The sequence below is a fragment of the Hymenobacter polaris genome (assembly GCF_012927305.1).
In the GTDB taxonomy this organism is placed as follows: domain Bacteria; phylum Bacteroidota; class Bacteroidia; order Cytophagales; family Hymenobacteraceae; genus Hymenobacter; species Hymenobacter polaris.
Window position 1 is genome coordinate 65,691 of the sequence record NZ_JABBGH010000003.1, and the last position, 16,886, is coordinate 82,576.

At 63.8% G+C, this 16,886-nt stretch carries 14 protein-coding genes; 9 read left to right on the forward strand and 5 right to left on the reverse strand.

The annotated features are described in order from the left end of the window. Positions 1-115: 115 nt before the first annotated feature. The gene (locus HHL22_RS16650) at positions 116-1,021 is read left to right on the forward strand and encodes an NHL repeat-containing protein (RefSeq protein ID WP_169532548.1); all 906 of its coding nucleotides are present in this window, start codon (positions 116-118) and stop codon (positions 1,019-1,021) included. 91 nt (positions 1,022-1,112) lie between these two features. On the opposite strand, the gene HHL22_RS16655 is transcribed toward HHL22_RS16650, so the two are convergent. Then, on the reverse strand, positions 1,113-2,333 hold the full coding sequence (locus HHL22_RS16655; RefSeq protein ID WP_169532549.1) for an NAD(P)-dependent oxidoreductase: 1,221 nt from the start codon (positions 2,331-2,333) through the stop codon (positions 1,113-1,115). Between the two features lie 222 nt (positions 2,334-2,555). Here HHL22_RS16655 and gcvP point away from each other — a divergent pair, with 222 nt between their 5' ends. Together gcvP and HHL22_RS16665 are read left to right on the forward strand one after the other, a co-directional pair. Further along, positions 2,556-5,480, forward strand: a complete 2,925-nt coding sequence (gcvP, locus tag HHL22_RS16660) for an aminomethyl-transferring glycine dehydrogenase (protein WP_169532550.1) — start codon at positions 2,556-2,558, stop codon at positions 5,478-5,480. A gap of 328 nt (positions 5,481-5,808) precedes the next feature. Continuing rightward, complete coding sequence (locus tag HHL22_RS16665) at positions 5,809-6,432, forward strand: DUF4136 domain-containing protein (RefSeq protein ID WP_169532551.1); 624 nt, start codon at positions 5,809-5,811, stop codon at positions 6,430-6,432. A gap of 135 nt (positions 6,433-6,567) precedes the next feature. Here HHL22_RS16665 and lipA read toward each other — a convergent pair whose 3' ends face one another. Together lipA and HHL22_RS16675 are read right to left on the reverse strand one after the other, a co-directional pair. Beyond that, positions 6,568-7,503 (reverse strand): lipoyl synthase, encoded by a 936-nt coding sequence (gene lipA / locus HHL22_RS16670; RefSeq protein WP_169532552.1) that lies wholly within the window; start codon positions 7,501-7,503, stop codon positions 6,568-6,570. A gap of 116 nt (positions 7,504-7,619) precedes the next feature. Further along, on the reverse strand, positions 7,620-8,456 hold the full coding sequence (locus tag HHL22_RS16675) for a hypothetical protein (RefSeq protein ID WP_169532553.1): 837 nt from the start codon (positions 8,454-8,456) through the stop codon (positions 7,620-7,622). 78 nt (positions 8,457-8,534) lie between these two features. Between HHL22_RS16675 and HHL22_RS16680 the strand changes: the two genes are divergently transcribed. The 3 genes from HHL22_RS16680 to HHL22_RS16690 all read left to right on the forward strand — a co-directional run bounded on the left by HHL22_RS16680 (position 8,535) and on the right by HHL22_RS16690 (position 10,485). Next, the gene (locus HHL22_RS16680) at positions 8,535-8,954 is read left to right on the forward strand and encodes an OsmC family protein (RefSeq protein ID WP_169532554.1); all 420 of its coding nucleotides are present in this window, start codon (positions 8,535-8,537) and stop codon (positions 8,952-8,954) included. Between the two features lie 149 nt (positions 8,955-9,103). Continuing rightward, positions 9,104-9,745, forward strand: coding sequence for a sulfite oxidase-like oxidoreductase (locus tag HHL22_RS16685; protein WP_169532555.1), 642 nt, complete (start codon positions 9,104-9,106; stop codon positions 9,743-9,745). Beyond that, a complete protein-coding gene (locus tag HHL22_RS16690) occupies positions 9,742-10,485 on the forward strand; it encodes a ferredoxin reductase (protein ID WP_169532556.1) in 744 nt (247 codons plus the stop codon). The genes HHL22_RS16685 and HHL22_RS16690 overlap by 4 nt, the downstream gene beginning before the upstream one ends. Positions 10,486-10,511: 26 nt before the next feature. On the opposite strand, the gene HHL22_RS16695 is transcribed toward HHL22_RS16690, so the two are convergent. Continuing rightward, positions 10,512-10,925: a hypothetical protein gene (locus HHL22_RS16695; protein ID WP_169532557.1), complete on the reverse strand. Its 414-nt coding sequence runs from the start codon at positions 10,923-10,925 to the stop codon at positions 10,512-10,514. Between the two features lie 337 nt (positions 10,926-11,262). Here HHL22_RS16695 and HHL22_RS16700 point away from each other — a divergent pair, with 337 nt between their 5' ends. Together HHL22_RS16700 and HHL22_RS16705 are read left to right on the forward strand one after the other, a co-directional pair. After that, positions 11,263-12,303, forward strand: coding sequence for a glycoside hydrolase family 43 protein (locus HHL22_RS16700; RefSeq protein WP_169532558.1), 1,041 nt, complete (start codon positions 11,263-11,265; stop codon positions 12,301-12,303). 74 nt (positions 12,304-12,377) lie between these two features. After that, complete coding sequence (locus HHL22_RS16705) at positions 12,378-13,079, forward strand: TMEM175 family protein (protein WP_169532559.1); 702 nt, start codon at positions 12,378-12,380, stop codon at positions 13,077-13,079. A 61-nt stretch (positions 13,080-13,140) separates the two neighbouring features. Here HHL22_RS16705 and uvrA read toward each other — a convergent pair whose 3' ends face one another. Further along, a complete protein-coding gene (uvrA, locus tag HHL22_RS16710; protein WP_169533492.1) occupies positions 13,141-16,023 on the reverse strand; it encodes an excinuclease ABC subunit UvrA in 2,883 nt (960 codons plus the stop codon). Positions 16,024-16,431: 408 nt separating this feature from the next. On the opposite strand from uvrA, the gene HHL22_RS16715 reads away from it, so the two are divergent. Next, positions 16,432-16,845 (forward strand): hypothetical protein, encoded by a 414-nt coding sequence (locus HHL22_RS16715; protein WP_169532560.1) that lies wholly within the window; start codon positions 16,432-16,434, stop codon positions 16,843-16,845. Positions 16,846-16,886 lie beyond the last annotated feature (41 nt).

Sequence of the window (16,886 nt, forward strand, 5' to 3'; positions counted from 1 at the left end):
TTGGTTGCTACCAAGCCAGCCAATAGAATTAATTTGGCAATCAATAGAACCTTATTTATCTTAGCCAGCGTATTCGCTTAGGGAATAAGCATTTGCTTTTAGCTATACTCGCGCTGTGACTCTCCCTTTTACTCTCCTGTGGCTGCTGAGCGGAGGTCCTGCCTCCCACTTAGCCCCTAGCCACCCGGCGCCCCAGCACCGGCCCGCGCCCGCCGTCCAGGCTGAATTTGGCTACCCCGACGGCGTGGCTCTCGGGCGCGACGGCTCGCTCTACGTGGTAGACACCGATAACAGCGTGGTGAAAAAGATATCACCGGCGGGCGAAATCACCACCGTGCTCAGCGCCAACCTAAAGTATCCCACCGGCGTGGCCCTAGGTCTCGACGGCACCCTTTACGTGGCCGACGCGGGCAGCCGCGCGGTGTGGCGCCTGGCGCCTGCCGCCACCGCCGCCGACAAGCTCACGGGCCGCGGCTTCACCTTTCCGAGCGCCGTGGCAGTGACCCCCGACGGCACGCTCTACGTAGCCGATGCGGGCGCAGGCGCCGGGGGCTCGGTGCAGAAAATCAGTCCCGCGGGCCAGGCCGAGGTGGTGGCCAAAAACCTGCATAAGCCCAGTGGCCTGGCCCTAGGGGCCGATGGCACGGTGTACGTAGCCGAAAGCACCACCAATACCATCCTTCAGCTAACGCCTACCGGCCAAACCAGCGTGGCCGCCCAGGGCCTGGCGCTCGACCAGCCCCACGGCCTGGCCGTGGGCACCGATGGCGTGCTGTACGTGGCTGATTCTTACCACCATCGGGTGCTCACTATCAGCCCCACCGGGCGGGTGGCTACCCTGGCCGAGGGCCTCAGCTACCCCTCGGGCCTGGCCGTGGATGCGGCCGGCACCGTGTACGTAGCCGATACCGGCCACGGCGTCCTCAAGCGCGTGAGCGCAGCCGGCACTATTTCGGCCGTGCCCGCCCCGGCGCTCGATATTAAAGCCAGCGCGGCCGGCTCTCAATCTACTAAGCCATAGTTATTTATAAGCATTAAGCTATCGTTTCGGCGGGCTCTCAAACTAGGTTTGGGAGCCCGCTTCCTTTACGTTGCTGCCGAGCGCGCTGCCCCTAGGCCCCCGCGTAGCTGGCCAGGTACTGGAAGCGTGGCTGTAGCTGGCCGCTGCGGGCGATGGTGGCGCGGGCCAGCACCCCGTCCGGGTCGCCGCCGAGCAGGTGCGGAAACACTTCGTCGAGCAGCTGGCGGGCGAAGTCGCGGCTAGCGTTGCGGGGCAGCTCGCAGGGCAGGTTATCCACGGCCATGACGGTGATGTGCCCTAGGCCCGAGTAGGGCGCTACAAGCTGCCTGCTGGCCGGGTCGTAGTCGAAAGCCGGGGCTTCAATGGTGGTACTGCGCTGGGTAAGCGGGATGGAGCCATCCACGTCGCAGGTGACGTCGGCGATGGTATCGAGCTTAAAGTCAGGGCGCTGCGTATCGGCTTCCGTAAAAAGCCTAGGGGCGGCGGGGTCCCAGTAGGCGCAGGCAATGAGCAGGTCGGTGACGGGCAGAAACTGGCCGAAGGTGCTTTCGTAGGCCCTAGGCTCCTGGTGGAAATTGGGCGTGTCCCAGACCCGGCCGTCGGCGCGGCGGTTGTAGTCGGAGCTACGCAGTTGGGCGTACACCGGCTCGTTGAACGTGAGGTAGAGGTAGTCGTAGACGCTCACGCGGCGGATGCCCATGCGGCCCAGCACCTCTAGGGCGCCCTGGGCCACGCGGCCCGAGCCCGTAACGGCAATTTTGATGGGCGGCAGGCGGCGCACCTTGAAGAACTCCTCCTCCATGTCCTCCAAATCGACGCACTGCCAGGCCGGCCGCAGCTGGTAGAGGCCATGCTTGCGGCCGTAGGTGAGCAGGCCGTTGTAGGCGCCCACCACGCCGGCCCAGTAGCCAAAGGCCACCACCCGCTCGCCCTGGGCATTGGTCAGCAGCTCGTAGTCAATCAGCGTAAGGTCCTGGTCGAGCACCGTCCGCAGCAGCGCCCGGTTGCGCGGCTGCTGCTTGATGGTGTGGGAGAAAAACAGGTAGGTTTTGCTCGGAATCAGCTCCTGCACGGGCACTTCCTTCACGCCCAGCAGCACGTCGCAGGCGGCCATGTCGTCGCTTACCTCCAGGCCCAGGTCGCGGTACTCCTGGTCGGCAAAGGCGCGGTGGGGGCTGGGCTGCACCCGCACCCGGATGCCACCGGGGTAGGCATCCTGCAGCTCCACGCACTTTTTGGGGGTGAGGGCCACGCGGCGGTCGGGCGGGGTGCGGCCTTCGCGCAGCAGGCCGATGAGCAGAGGGGTGGGCATGGAGGGAGAGGAGATTGTAAAAGAACGTCATGCTGAGCGTAGCCGAAGCATCTCTACCGCAGTCGTCCGGGTATCGCGCGGTAGAGATGCTTCGGCTGCGCTCAGCATGACCGCCTTTTTATTCCGGCGGCAACGGTAAGCGAGCCAAAACTAGCACCCGCCCCGCACCCGGCCGGGCGTACCTTTGTTACCGGATTTGTAGCCATCCTTTTCTACTAGTTTATGTCGTTTCGTTTCGCGCCCGCCGACGTATTTGAAACCCGCCACAATGCTCCCGACCCCGCCGACCAGCAGCAGATGCTGCAAACCATCGGGGTGGAGAGCCTGGAGCAGCTAATTGCCGAGACGGTGCCCGCCGGCATCCGGCTGCCGGAGGCCCTGCAGCTGCCCCCGGCCCAGAGCGAGCGGCGCTTCCTGCGCAGCTTCAAGCAGCTCACGGGCCAGAACAAGGTGTACAAGAGCTACATCGGCCTAGGGTATCACGATACCACGCTGCCCCCGGTTATCCAGCGCAATATTCTGGAAAATCCCGGCTGGTACACCGCCTACACCCCCTACCAGGCCGAAATCGCCCAGGGCCGCCTGGAAGCGCTGATTAACTACCAGACGCTCATCATCGACCTCACCGGCCTGCCCATTGCCAACGCCAGTTTGCTCGACGAGGGCACAGCCGCCGCCGAGGCGCTGCACATGCTGCACGCCCAAACCAAGAAGAAGCCCGCCACCAAGTTCTTCGTGAGTGAGCAGGTGCTGCCCCAGACCATCGACGTGCTGCGCACCCGCGCCACCCCGCTCGGCATCGAGCTGGTGGTGGGCGACCACCGCACGGCCGACCTCGCCGACCCGGCGCTGTTCGGGGCCATGGTGCAGTACCCAGGGGCCGATGGCGAAATCTTTGACTACAAGGAGTTTATCGAGCAGGCCCACCAGAATGGCTTGTACGTAATAATGGCCGCCGATTTGCTGGCCCTCACCTTGTTGACTTCGCCCGGCGAGCTGGGCGCCGACGTGTGCGTGGGCTCGTCGCAGCGCTTCGGGGTGCCGATGGGCTTCGGGGGGCCGCACGCCGGCTTCTTCTCCACCAAGGACGAGTTCAAGCGCTTCCTGCCCGGCCGCATCATCGGCCAGAGCATCGACGCGGCCGGCAATAAGGCCTACCGCATGGCCCTGCAAACCCGCGAGCAGCACATCCGCCGCGAGAAAGCCACCAGCAACATCTGCACCGCCCAGGTGCTGCTGAGCGTGCTGGCCGGCATGTTTGCCGTGTACCACGGCCCGAAGGGCATCCGCCAGTTTGCCGTGAACACCCACCTGCTGGCCCAGCAGCTCGAAGCCGGCCTGAAGGCCCTAGGGGTGCCGCAGCTCAACGAGAGCTACTTCGATACCCTGGCCCTGCGCCTGGAAAGCCACGAGCTACAGCAGGCGCTGAAGGCCGAGGCCGAAAGCGCTGGCATTAACTTCCGCTACTACGGCGAGAATATGGTAGGCATCTCGCTGAGCCAGAACACCGAAGCCGACGACGTGCAGGACATCCTCGACCTGTTTGCCAAGGTGCTGGGCAAGGAGGAGCAGACGCCCGCCGCCCCCGAGGCCACGGCCGACTACGCCCCCAAGTGGCCCGAGAGCCTGCACCGCCGCAGCGAGTACCTGACCCACCCCGTCTTCAACACCCACCACGCCGAGCACGAGCTGCTGCGCTACATGAAGCAGCTCGAAAACAAGGACCTGAGCCTGGCCCACAGCATGATACCGCTGGGCTCGTGCACCATGAAGCTCAACGCCACGGCCGAGATGATTCCCGTGACCTGGCCCGAAATCGGCCAGCTCCACCCCTTTGCCCCCGCCGACCAGACCCTAGGGTACCAGGAGCTATTCCGCAACCTGCAAGCCTGGCTGTGCCAAGTCACTGGCTTCGCGGCGGTGAGCCTGCAGCCCAACTCGGGCGCCCAGGGCGAGTACGCCGGTCTGCTGGCCATCCGCGGCTACCACGAGGGCCGCGGCGAGGGGCACCGCACGGTGGCCCTCATCCCGGCCTCGGCCCACGGCACCAATCCCGCCTCGGCCGTGATGGCCGGCATGCAGGTAGTGGTGGTAAAGAGCACCGAGGACGGCAACATCGACGTGGAGGACCTCAAGACCAAGGCCGCCCAGCATGCCGACCACCTGAGCTGCCTGATGGTGACCTACCCCAGCACCCACGGCGTGTACGAGGAAACCATCAAGGAAATCTGCGCGGTAATCCACCAGCACGGCGGCCGCGTGTACATGGACGGCGCCAACATGAACGCCCAAGTGGGCCTCACCTCGCCCGCCAGCATCGGCGCCGACGTGTGCCACCTCAACCTGCACAAGACCTTCTGCATCCCGCACGGCGGCGGCGGCCCCGGCGTGGGTCCCATCGGCGTAGTAGAGGACCTTATTCCCTACCTGCCCGGCCACGTGGTGGTGCCGGTAGAGGGCCGCGCCAGCGGCGCCGTATCGGCCGCGCCTTGGGGCTCGGCCAGTATCCTGCCCATCAGCTACGCCTACATCTCGATGATGGGCGGCGACGGCCTGACGCGCGCTACGGAGCTAGCCATCTTGAACGCCAATTACATCAAGGCCCGCCTCGATGGGCACTACCCGGTGCTCTATGCCGGCGCCAACGGCCGCTGCGCCCACGAGATGATTCTCGACTGCCGCCAGTTCAAGAAAGCCGGCGTAGAGGTCGAGGATATCGCCAAGCGCCTCATGGACTACGGCTTCCACGCCCCCACTGTGAGCTTCCCCGTGGCCGGCACCCTGATGGTGGAGCCCACCGAAAGCGAGAGCCGCGCCGAGCTCGACCGCTTCTGCGACGCTATGATTGCCATCCGCCAGGAAATCGCCGCCGTGGAAGACGGCCGCGCCGACCAAAAGAACAACGTGCTCAAGCACGCCCCGCACACCGCCGCCGTGGTGCTCACCGAAGCCTGGGACCGCCCCTACACCCGCGAGCAGGCCGTGTACCCGCTGCCCTACGTGCGCGACGCCAAGTTCTGGCCCAGCGTGAGCCGCATCGACTCGGCCTACGGCGACCGCAACCTCATTTGCTCCTGCACCCCGCTGGAAGAGTACGCCGATGAGCCCGAGCAGCTGGTAGCGACGGACAAAGGCCCATCATATTAAGCGGCCTAAGCAGCCCTAGGGTCAGCGCCCCTGTAAAAAGGCGGTCATGCTGAGCTTGCCGAAGCATCTCTACCGCGCCATGTTGTTCGGTAGAGATGCTTCGGCAAGCTCAGCATGACCGCCTTTTAGCATTGTGCCAGCACGTTGTTGGCCCGCAATTTGTCCGCTTTCTACGCGTTAAACCGCTGCCTTTTGCCCCGGTCTAACCCTAGGATTTGCTAGTCGAGGCAATCGGGCAAATAGTCGGCTTGCCTACTAAAAAAAGGAACATTGCCTAAGCTGCCAACGTTAGCAATTTACCTTCCTGAAACCACTCATTTAAAGCCATATGAACCGCATCAATCATTTCCTGGGCCGCTCGGCTGCCGCCGCGGCTCTGGGCCTTACGCTGGCCCTAGGGCTGGGTGCCTGCACGACCGCTAACGTGGGTGTATCGAGCGATTTTGACCACGCCGTAAACTTCCGCGCTTACAAAACCTGGGCTTGGTATCCGCGCCAGGCCAGCGACACCGAGGGCGGCCCCGCCCGCGGCTACGAGTCGTTCACCGACCAGCGTATTCGCGCGGCCCTCAGCAAAGATCTGGAGTCGAAAGGCCTGACCGAGGTAGCCAGCAATGCCAGCCCCGACGTGTTTGTGGCCTACTCGGTACGCGTTGAGAACAAGCAGAACCTCTCGCCCGGCTATGGCGGCTTCGGCTACCCCTACTACGGGTACGGCTACGGTGGTTTTGGCGGCTACCCCTATGGCGGTGGCAGCTACACCTACAAAGCCGGTACGGTTATCATCGACATCGTAGATGCCCGCCGCAAGGAGTTAGCCTGGCGTGGCACCGGCCAGGCCCAACTTGATAACAACAGCATCTCGGAGCAGGAAACCTTCCGCATCGTGAATAGCGTGATGGGTAACTACCCGCCCACCGACAGCCCCCGCCAGCAGGCTGCCTACCGCTAAGTCCTAGGCCCCCTATCAGCAAAGAAGCCCCGCTGCTCAGCGGGGCTTTTTGTTTGTACTGCGGGTACGGCGAGTCTACGCACAGAGCCGTCTGCTTCCTTACCCGTGCGGACTCACAGAGCCCACGATGCAGCACTATATCGGCACGTTGACGTGGCGCTCGGCGTGGTAGCTGCTGCGCACTAGCGGGCCGCTTTCCACGTACTTGAGGCCGCGCTTCAAACCCTCCTCCTTATAGGCCGCGAACGCGTCAGGGTGGATGAACTCGGCTACTTCGAGGTGGCGCTTGGTGGGCTGCAGGTACTGCCCTAGGGTCAGGATGTCGAGGCCGTTGGCCACGAGGTCGTCCATAGCCTGGTGTACCTCGTCGGGCTTCTCGCCCAGGCCCAGCATAATGCCCGACTTGGTGCGGTGCCCGGCCAGCTTGGTGCGCCGGATTTGCTCCAGGCTGCGGTCGTACTTGGCCTGCGGGCGCACCAGGCGGTAGAGGCTGCCCACGGTTTCCATGTTGTGCGAAATCACCTCCTGGCCGCCCGAGGTCATGACCTCCAGCGCCTCCCAGTTGGCTTTCACGTCGGGTATCAGGGTTTCGATGGTGGTGCCGGGGCTCAACTGCTTGGTAAGCACCACTGTATCTCGCCACACGCCGGCGCCGCGGTCCTTCAGCTCGTCGCGGTTCACGCTGGTGATAACGGCGTGCTTCACCTTCATCAGGCTGATGGCCTCGGCCACGCGGCGCGGCTCATCCAGGTCCAACTCGGAGGGACGGCCGGTGGCCACGGCGCAGAACGAGCACGAGCGGGTGCACACGTTGCCCAGAATCATGAACGTGGCCGTGCCGGCACCCCAGCACTCGCCCATGTTGGGGCAGTTGCCGCTCTGGCAGATGGTGTGCAGCTTGTGCTCGTCCACCAGCTGGCGCACGGCAGCGTAGTCGGGCCCGATGGGCAGTTTCACGCGCAGCCAGTCGGGCTTACGGGCGCGGGCGGGCGCGGCCGGCTCGGCGGGGGCTAGGGCCGCCGTCTGGGGCTGCGCCTGAATAACGGGAAGCGTAAGCAATAACGAATCCATCTTGATGAATTATGAATTATAAGTTATGAATTACGAATTGATAAACCGGGAAGTAGGAATTAAGTATGCCACTGCGCTCAATTCATAATTTCTAATTCATAATTCAAAATTAAGCATTAGCTGCGGTGGCCCAGGTACAGCGTTAGGTACACCGAGGGGTAGAACTGTTTGTTGAGCGTATTGGGGTCGGTGGGAGCCGGGGGAGCCAGCACGTCGAGGCGCTTGGTGTATACTTCCATCAGGAAGCCTACCTCGGCGCCGGCCACGGCGTCGCGGTAGCGGCCATACTCGAAGCTGAGGCCGCCGCGCAGGTGGGCGCCGGGCACAATCTTGGTTTGGCCAATGCCGCTGAAGAGCGGGGCGCGGTCCACGATGAAGTCCGACTCGGCGTGCTTGCTGGGGTCATACTGCTCGTTTATAATAATATCGCTGGCCCCAAACTGACGGCGGCGCTGCGCATCGTAGTCGAAGCTGATGTAGTAAGGCATCAGAAAGGCGATGGACGGGCCCGCGCTCAGCAGGGCGTTCACCTGCACCCCCGACTCGGCCGCCTTGCGAAACAGAATGCGCTGCACCCCAAACGAGGGGCGCAGGGCTAGGGCGTAGTTGGTTTTGTAGCGCGTGTAGGTGCCGCCGGTGTAGGGGTTGGTCACGCGCTCCTCCTTAGGGTTTTTAAACGACACCCCCTCCAGGCTCCAAAAGCGCAGCAAGTGCTCGTCGAGCACGCTGGCCACGCGCACGTTGACGCCCCCAATGAGGCCGCCCTGGGTGTTGAAGTTGAGGCCGAACACCACCTCGCGGCGGTACGATTGCTCGTCGGAGGGCATGGCCCCGGCGGGCGCCTCGAAGGTAGGGCCGGTGGGCGGGGGCGTCTGGTTGGCTTGGGCCAGGGCCGGCGCGGTGGCTAGCAGGCTGCTACCTAAAACAGAAGCTAGGTAAAGTAGCTTTTTCATAGAAAACCAAAAATATCCGCTGAGCGTGGCTTTTTTGTGAGCGCGCACCTAACAACGCAGAACTGATAGCTTTGTGATATGAGCGCTTCCCACACCACCGCTACTGCCCGCTACGAGGGGCAGCTCCGCACCGAAGCTACGCACACGGCTTCGGGTACTACCATCCAAACCGATGCCCCCGTGGACAACCACGGCCGGGGCGAGGCGTTTTCGCCTACCGACCTGGTAGGTACGGCCCTCGGTACCTGCATCTTAACTACCATGGCCATCGTGGCCGAGCGCCACCAGGTAGACCTGGTGGGTGCCTCGTTCAAGATGGAAAAAACGATGAGCCCGGAGCCGCCGCGCCGCATTGCGCAGCTCCGTGTAGAGCTACACCTGCCCGCCAGCCTCGGCGAGCGCGACCGCGCCCTGATGGAGCGCACCGCGCACACCTGCCCCGTAGCCCTGAGCCTGAACCCGGAAATCAAGCAGGAAATTCAATTCGTGTACGAGTAAGGTACTAGTGATTAACGGTTAGTGTGTAGTGATTACTACGTAGCAACTGCGTACGAGCTACTTATCTACACCTTGCCCTAGGCCCATCAACAACCTTTAGGGGCCTTTCGTTATTACTCACTACACATTAACCGCTAACCATTAGCCTCATGGGTCTCTTCACCAACCGCGGCTTCCGGCCCAAGCACCCCAGCAACCCCAAGCTGCCGCCGGGCCAGTACGAAACCACCGATTTTCCGGTGCTCACGGCCGGGCCTACGCCGCGCATCAACCTGGCCAACTGGGAGTTTCGGCTCGAAGGCCTGGTGGCAGAGCCCGTGAAATGGAGCTGGGAGGAGTTTAACAAGCTGCCCATGCAGGACTTCAACCCCGACATTCACTGCGTGACGAAGTGGTCGAAGTTTGATACTCACTGGCGCGGCGTGAGCGTGGATACCCTGCTGGAGCACGTGCAGCTGAAGCCCGAAGCGCAGTTCGTGACCGAGTTCAGCTATGGTGGCTACACCACCAACCTGCCCCTGGCCGACCTGCGCGACGGCAAAGCCTTTGTGGGCCTCTACTTCGATGGCCAGCCGCTGGCGGCCGAGCACGGCGGCCCGGCCCGGCTGGTAGTGCCGCACCTCTACTTCTGGAAGAGCGCCAAGTGGGTGCAGGGCCTGCGCTTCACGGCCCAAGACGAGCCCGGCTTTTGGGAGCGCGCCGGCTACAGCATGTACGGCGACCCGTGGAAGGAGCAGCGCTACTCGGACGACGACGAGCCCATGGCCAGCCCCTCGGCCCTGCGCCTATGAGTGCCCGCGACTGGCAACTCGCCACCGTGCAGGCCATTAAGCCCGAAACGCCCCACGTCAAGTCCTTCACCCTCAGCCTGCCCAACTGGACGCCCCACCTGGCTGGCCAGCACTACGACCTGCGTCTCACGGCCGAGGGCGGCTACCAGGCCGAGCGCAGCTACTCCATCGCTTCGCCGCCCGAGCAAACCGGCGAAATTGAGCTAACGGTCGAGATTATCGCCGACGGCGAGGTGTCGGGCTACCTCAACGAGGGCGTGCAAGTGGGCGACCAGCTGGAGGTGCGCGGGCCCATCGGCGGCTACTTCGTGTGGCCCGGCGCGCCCGATGCCCCGCCCCTGCTGCTGGTGGGCGGCGGCTCGGGCGTGGTGCCGCTGATGGCTATGCTGCGCCACCGCCAGCGCCTAGGGCCGCGCCCGCCCGCCATCCTGCTGTTTAGCGTGCGCACGCCCAAGGAGGTTATTTACCGCGCCGAGTTGGAGGCGATGGCGCAGGCTGACCCCAGCTTCACGCTACTGCTCGACTACACGCGCCAGGCGCCGCCCGGCTGGACGGGCTACCAGCGCCGCCTCGATGCGCCGCTGCTGGCCGAGGTAGTGGCCCGGTTTGGCCAGGCCGCGCCGCAGGCCTTCGTGTGCGGGCCCACGGGCCTGGTAGAAGCCGTGGCCAATGGTCTGCAAGCCGCTGGCCTGCCGCCCGAGCGCATCCTGACCGAGCGTTTTGGGCCCACGGGGGCCTAGGCGCTGGGTACCGAGCGCGTCGCCGGTTATTTGGTGGGCTTGGTAGCCACGGCCGACCAGACCAGTTCATTTGAGTCGCAGCGCTGGGCGCGGTTGGTGAGGCGCAGCTTGCCGTTGGCCGCCGCGCCCGCCACGCGGCCGCTCAGCTCGAAGCAGTTGCCACCCTCCTGGCACAGGCGGCCCGCGATGCGGCCGCTGGCCACGGTGTAGGTGCCCCTAGGGCCGCCAGCCGGCAGCGGCACCAGCGTACCGCCGCAGCGCCAGTAGCCCTTAAATTTTAAGTCGCTGATAGTCTGGCCATCGGGCGCGAGCACGAAGCTAAGCGTGTCGCCCTTGGCTCCGTTCGAAAACGTGCCGAGGTAGTGGGTGCCGGGCGCGGGGGGCGCGGGCGCGGGGCCAGCCAGCAGCCCGAGCAGCGAAAGCAGGAAGAAGGGAGGCATGGGGCAAAAGTGCTAATTCAGCCTTTTTTACTGCTACCCGCGCCGACTGGTTTCCACTGGTTTGCGTGGGCGTGGCGCCCAGGGGTGGCCAACCACGAGAAAAGCGACTTCTATCAGGCAGGTAATCTATTGCTAATAAATAGCTTACACCTAGTGTATTGCTGGTTTTTAGCACGGTAGCTGCCTAGGCAACCGCGGGGGCCTGGCAGTACCCTAGGGGCCAGCGCTGGGCAGTGCGGCCACAAGAAGCGCGGCGCAACGGGGCCGAGACGATGACGTCTTTGGGCTTACCAGCCAACTATCGCTTGGTTTTTCTACCCCTAACTCCGTTCTGCTTATGCGCGCTTGCCTGTTATTCGTTGTGTGCGTGCTAATGGGGGGCCGGACCTGGGGCCAAGCCACGTTCACCAACCCACTGCTGCCCAGCGGGGCCGACCCCTGGGCCATCTACCACGATGGCAGCTACTACTACATGCACACCACGGGGCGCGACCTCAGCCTTTGGAAAACACCCGACTTAGCCCAATTGAGCCAAGCTCAGAAGGTAACCATCTGGACGCCACCTGCTAACGGACCCTATTCCAGAGACATTTGGGCGCCCGAGCTGCATTTTTTGGCTGGCAAGTGGTACGTATACTTCGCCGCCGACGATGGCCGTAACGAAAACCACCGCCTCTACGTGCTTGAGAACCCCGCCGCCGACCCCACCACTGGCCAGTGGACGCTGAAGGGCGAGCTGAAAACGCCCGACAACAAGTGGGCCATCGACGGGTCGGTGTTTGAGTACCAGGGCCAGCTATATGCCATTTGGAGCGGCTGGGAGGGCGACCGCAACGGCCGGCAGGACATTTACCTGGCCCGCATGCGCAACCCCTGGACGATTACCGGCCCCCGCCTGCGCATCTCCGACCCCGGCCTGGCCTGGGAGCAGCACGGGCTGCTGCCGCGCTTTGGTTCCGGCGAGCCAGCCTACATCCTGGTCAACGAGGGCCCGCAGTTTTTGGCCAGCCCCAACGGGCGGGTCAATATCGTGTACTCGGCCAATGGCTGCTGGACCGATTTTTACGCCCTAGGGCTGCTGTGGGCCGCGCCGGGCGCCGACCTGATGAACCCCGCCGCCTGGCACAAAGAGCCGCGGCCCGTGTTTGCGGCCACCAACGTGAAAGGCACCTACGCCGTGGGGCACAACAGCTTCTTCAGCTCGCCCAATGGCCAGCAAAACTGGATTCTGTACCACGCCAACTCGCTGCCCGGCCAGGGCTGCGGCCGCGAGCGCTCGCCCCGCATGCAGCCCTTTACCTTCGCCGCCGACGGCGCGCCCGTTTTCGGCGACCCGCTGCCGACCGACCAATCGCTCTCGACGCCTACCGGGCGCTAAGTAAGGCTGAGCCAAGTACTTGGGAGCATGCGCCCGCCGCGCCTACCTTAGCTAGGCAGCTACTCCTTGCTCGTATGGATTCTTCGCATCACCCGGCCTCCGACCACCTCGACCGCACCGCGTTTCAGCTAGAGCGGCTAATACTGTTTACCGACGCGGTGTTTGCCATTGCCATCACGCTGCTCGTGATTGAGATAAAGGTGCCCGAGCTGCAGCAGCGCACCGAGCAGGCGGCGGCCAATGGCCTACTGCACCTGATTCCAAAGTTTATTGGCTTCTTTATCAGCTTCTTCGTCATTGCTATCTACTGGGTGGCGCATCACCGCATCTTCCGCTTCGTGCGGCGCCTCGATACCCGGCTCATCTGGCTGAACCTGCTTTTTCTGCTGGCCATTGTGCTGATACCCTTCACCACGGCCTGCCAAAGCGAGTACTTTGAGCTACGCACGCCCTGGGTGTTGTATAGCCTCAATGTGATGCTGGCCGGCTTCCTGCAGGCCGGCATGCAGGCCTACCTGCGCCACCGGACCCACGGCCTCACGCACGGCCACGAGCACGCCCACCCCGACCTCGACCTGTTTCGGCCCATTACCTCGCCGCTGGTCTTTGGCCTGAGTATTTTACTCGCCTTCTTTCTGCCAGGCATGCTGCTGCGCCTCGTGCCCGCCGTGGCTTTTCCGCTGCTGGGCATCCTGCACGGCCGCCGTCACCACCGCCTCAGCACGGCGTATGCGCGGCTGGTGCAGGTGCATGCCACCCCTAGGGCCGAAGCGTAAAGAAGCCGGACCACTCAGGTGGCCCGGCTTTCTAGCTTACGCGCCTATTCAGTTAAGGCACCTACACGTACTGGCTTGTTTTCAGCTCCTCGGCCAAAAACCGCCCCGTATGCCCTTTGCCAGCCTTGGCTACCTGCTCGGGGGTGCCCTGGGCTACGATGGTGCCGCCGCCGGCGCCGCCTTCGGGGCCGATGTCGATGACGTGGTCAGCTACTTTTATCAGGTCCAGGTTATGCTCGATGATGAGGACGGTGTTGCCCTTGTCGGCGAGCTTGTGGAGCACGTCGGCGAGGTGGCGGATATCCTCGAAGTGCAGGCCGGTGGTGGGCTCGTCGAGGATGTAGAAGGTCTTGCCGGTGTCCTTTTTGCTCAGCTCGGTGGCCAGCTTCACGCGCTGGGCCTCGCCGCCGCTGAGGGTAGTAGCTTGCTGCCCTAGGGTCAGATACCCTAGGCCTACATCGGCTAGGGTCTTGATTTTGCGCAGGATGCGGGGCTGGAACTCGAAGAACTCGACGGCTTTTTCTACCGTCATGTCGAGCACGTCGGTAATGGACTTGCCCTTGAAGCGCACTTCCAGCGTTTCGCGGTTGTAGCGGCGGCCTTTGCAGGTTTCGCAGGGCACGTGCACGTCGGGCAGGAAGTTCATCTCGATGGTCCGTAAGCCCGCTCCCTCGCAGGTTTCGCAGCGCCCACCCTTCACGTTGAACGAGAAGCGGCCGGGGCCGTAGCCGCGAATCTTGGCCTCGGCCATCTCGGCGAAGAGCTGGCGGATTTCGGTGAACACGCCCGTGTAGGTGGCCGGGTTCGAACGCGGGGTGCGGCCGATGGGCGACTGGTCGACCTCTATTACCTTGTCAATCAGCTCCAGACCCTCGATGCTGCCGTAGGCTAGGGGCTCGCGATGGGCGTTGAAGAAGTGCTGGTTAAGAATGGGGTAGAGCGTGTTGTGGATGAGCGACGACTTGCCCGAGCCCGACACGCCGGTCACGGCGATGAGCTTGCCCAGGGGAAACTTGGCCGTGACGTTCTTCAGGTTGTGGCCCTTGGCGCCTTTCAGGGTCAAGAACTTGCCCTCGCCCTCGCGCTTTTTCTTGCGCACCTCCACGTGGCGCTGGCCGCTGAGGTATTGCGAGGTGAGCGAGCCGGAGTTGAAGATGGCTTCGGGCGTGCCCTCGGCCACGATGTGGCCGCCGTGGATGCCGGCCCCTGGGCCGATGTCGAGCACGTGGTCGGCGTGCAGAATCATGTCCTTGTCGTGCTCCACCACAATCACCGAGTTGCCGATGTCGCGCAGGTGCTGCAAGGCCTTGATTAGCCGCTCGTTGTCGCGCTGGTGCAGGCCGATGCTGGGCTCGTCCATGATGTAGAGCACGCCCACGAGCTGGGTGCCAATCTGGGTGGCGAGGCGAATGCGCTGGCTCTCGCCGCCGCTCAGCGTGCGCACCGAGCGGTGCAGGCTGAGGTAGTCGAGGCCCACTTCCAGCAGGAAGCCGATGCGCTTGCGGATTTCCTTGAGCAACTCGCGGGCAATGAGGTTCTGGCGCTCGCTCAGGCGCTCTTCCAGGCCTACAAACCAGTCGCTCAGCTCGTTGATGTCCACCACCGACAGCTCGCCGATGTGCTTGCCGGCCAGCTTGAAGTGCAGGCTTTCCTTCTTAAGGCGATAGCCCTCGCACACGGGGCAGGTCTGGGCCTGGGTGTACTGCTGAATCCAGTCGCGGATGCTGTCTGAGTCGGATTCCATCTGCCGGCGTAGGAAGGGGATGATGCCCTCAAACGGCTCGTCGTGCACGGCCTTGGCGTCGTCGGCCTCGTCCTGGCTGATGCCGTGCAGCAGGCTGTGCAGCAGCGCGGGCGGCAGCTTTTCGATACTGGTATTCAGGCCCGCTTTGTGCTTCTTGAGGATGCCCGCGAGCTGCTGGAAAATCCAGATGTCGCGGTACTCCCCTAGGGGCGCGATGCCGCCGCGGCTGATGCTGAGCTTGGGGTCGGGAATGACGGTTTCCTCGGTAATCTGCTGCACCTCGCCGAGGCCCGCGCAGTGGGGGCAGGCGCCGTAGGGCGAGTTGAAGCTGAACGTGTTAGGCGCCGGGTCGTCGTAGGCGATGCCGGTGTCGGGGTCCATGAGGAAGCGCGAGAAAAACTGCGGGTCTTTCTTCTTGGCGTCGGGGTCGAGCACCAGCATGGTACCCTTGCCGTGGGTGAGGGCATTTTGCACCGAGCCCGAGAGGCGGAAGCGGTCGGTTTCGGTCACCACCAGCCGGTCAATCACGATTTCGATGTCGTGAATCTTGTAGCGGTCCACCTGCATCTTGGGCGTGATGTCCAGGATTTCGCCATCGACCCGCACCTTGGCGAAACCGAGCTTGGCAATCTTCTGAAAATCTTCGCGGTAGTGACCCTTGCGGCCCTTCACCACCGGCGCCAGCACCACCAGCTTGCGGCCCTCGTAGTGCTTAAGGATGTAGTTGATAATCTGGTCGTCCGACTGCCGAATCATCTTCTTGCCGGTGGCGTAGCTAAACGCCTCGGCCGTGCGCGCATACAGCAGGCGCAGGAAGTCGTAAATCTCGGTGATGGTGCCCACCGTCGAGCGTGGGTTACGCGAGGTGGTCTTCTGCTCGATGCTGATAACCGGCGAGAGGCCCTCAATCTTATCCACGTTGGGCCGCTCCAGCCCGCCCATGAAGCTGCGGGCGTAGGCCGAGAACGTCTCCATGTAGCGCCGCTGCCCCTCAGCATAAATCGTGTCGAAGGCCAGGCTGCTCTTGCCCGAGCCCGAGATACCCGTAAATACCACCAGCTTGCCGCGCGGAATCTGCACGCTCACGTTCTTGAGGTTGTGCTCGCGGGCGCCGTACACCTCGATGTAGGGCGTGTCCAGGAGTTGTCCGTTGACAGCTGGCAGGTGACCGTTGCTGGTGGGCGGCAGGGTGTCGGGCATTTGGTGCCCTAGGGCTACCTGGGCGCCGTCGGGGCTGGGCTGGCGGCCCACGGGCAGGTCGTGGTGCAGGTCGGGGGCCGGGTGCTGGGCGGCTTCCAGCAGCTCGTCGGCGGGGGTGGCCGTCAGCACTTCGGCCGCGTCAGCGCGCAGCTTAGTGGGTTTGGTAGGGGCAGCTTTCGGTTTCTTAGGCGCGGGAGCGGCAGGGGCGGTAGCCGTTTTTTTAGCCATGCGGGGCAATACAGGGGAACGAGCAAAAGTACGGGCGCGGCCGGCCGGGGGTGGCATTCCGCCCGCTTTTTGTGGCCGGCCGCGCCGGGGGCGACTAGCGGCAACACGCCGTTGGCACAATTGGTGCCTGATTAGTGCAGTCAGTTTCGGCTGCTGTCCCCTCCTTTACTCTGCACTGCTATGCTCCCCTTTTCCACCTGCTGCCGCCGGGCGCTGCTTGGCGCGGCCCTGCTCTTACCCCTAGGGGCGCTGCCGGCCGCGGCCCAGGGCACCTTCGCTACCACCACCTTTCATCAGCCGCCGGCGCTCGAATACCTGACGCTGACTTTCATTGAGTCGGCTAAGCACGAATTTGCCAAGATGGTGCTGGCGCCGTCGTTTCACGCCACCAGCGAAACCTCGCTGGACGCCTACGACAGCTTCACCGAGGCCGGCAACTCCTGGGCCTACCAGCACAACCAGGAGCGCCTGGCCAAGCAGCTCGACGAGCTGGCCACCGAAGGCTGGGAGGTGTTTGAGGTGCACGCGGCCCCCTACCTGCCGGCCAGCGAGGCCTATAGCACCCGCTACCTGCTGCGCCGACCGCGCCGCTAGGGCCAATGCTGGCTGGCTTGGTCGGGACAACTAGCCGGTTG

What these genes read in the sequence shown, in the direction of transcription:
- HHL22_RS16700 (WP_169532558.1), top strand. Translation starts at nt 11,263, where the DNA reads ATGCGCGCTTGCCTGTTATTCGTTGTGTGCGTGCTAATGGGGGGCCGG.
- HHL22_RS16665 (WP_169532551.1), top strand. Translation starts at nt 5,809, where the DNA reads ATGAACCGCATCAATCATTTCCTGGGCCGCTCGGCTGCCGCCGCGGCT.
- HHL22_RS16715 (WP_169532560.1), top strand. Translation starts at nt 16,432, where the DNA reads ATGCTCCCCTTTTCCACCTGCTGCCGCCGGGCGCTGCTTGGCGCGGCC.
- HHL22_RS16685 (WP_169532555.1), top strand. Translation starts at nt 9,104, where the DNA reads ATGGGTCTCTTCACCAACCGCGGCTTCCGGCCCAAGCACCCCAGCAAC.
- uvrA (WP_169533492.1), bottom strand. Translation starts at nt 16,023, where the DNA reads ATGCCCGACACCCTGCCGCCCACCAGCAACGGTCACCTGCCAGCTGTC.
- HHL22_RS16705 (WP_169532559.1), top strand. Translation starts at nt 12,378, where the DNA reads ATGGATTCTTCGCATCACCCGGCCTCCGACCACCTCGACCGCACCGCG.
- lipA (WP_169532552.1), bottom strand. Translation starts at nt 7,503, where the DNA reads ATGGATTCGTTATTGCTTACGCTTCCCGTTATTCAGGCGCAGCCCCAG.
- gcvP (WP_169532550.1), top strand. Translation starts at nt 2,556, where the DNA reads ATGTCGTTTCGTTTCGCGCCCGCCGACGTATTTGAAACCCGCCACAAT.
- HHL22_RS16690 (WP_169532556.1), top strand. Translation starts at nt 9,742, where the DNA reads ATGAGTGCCCGCGACTGGCAACTCGCCACCGTGCAGGCCATTAAGCCC.
- HHL22_RS16655 (WP_169532549.1), bottom strand. Translation starts at nt 2,333, where the DNA reads ATGCCCACCCCTCTGCTCATCGGCCTGCTGCGCGAAGGCCGCACCCCG.
- HHL22_RS16680 (WP_169532554.1), top strand. Translation starts at nt 8,535, where the DNA reads ATGAGCGCTTCCCACACCACCGCTACTGCCCGCTACGAGGGGCAGCTC.
- HHL22_RS16675 (WP_169532553.1), bottom strand. Translation starts at nt 8,456, where the DNA reads ATGAAAAAGCTACTTTACCTAGCTTCTGTTTTAGGTAGCAGCCTGCTA.
- HHL22_RS16695 (WP_169532557.1), bottom strand. Translation starts at nt 10,925, where the DNA reads ATGCCTCCCTTCTTCCTGCTTTCGCTGCTCGGGCTGCTGGCTGGCCCC.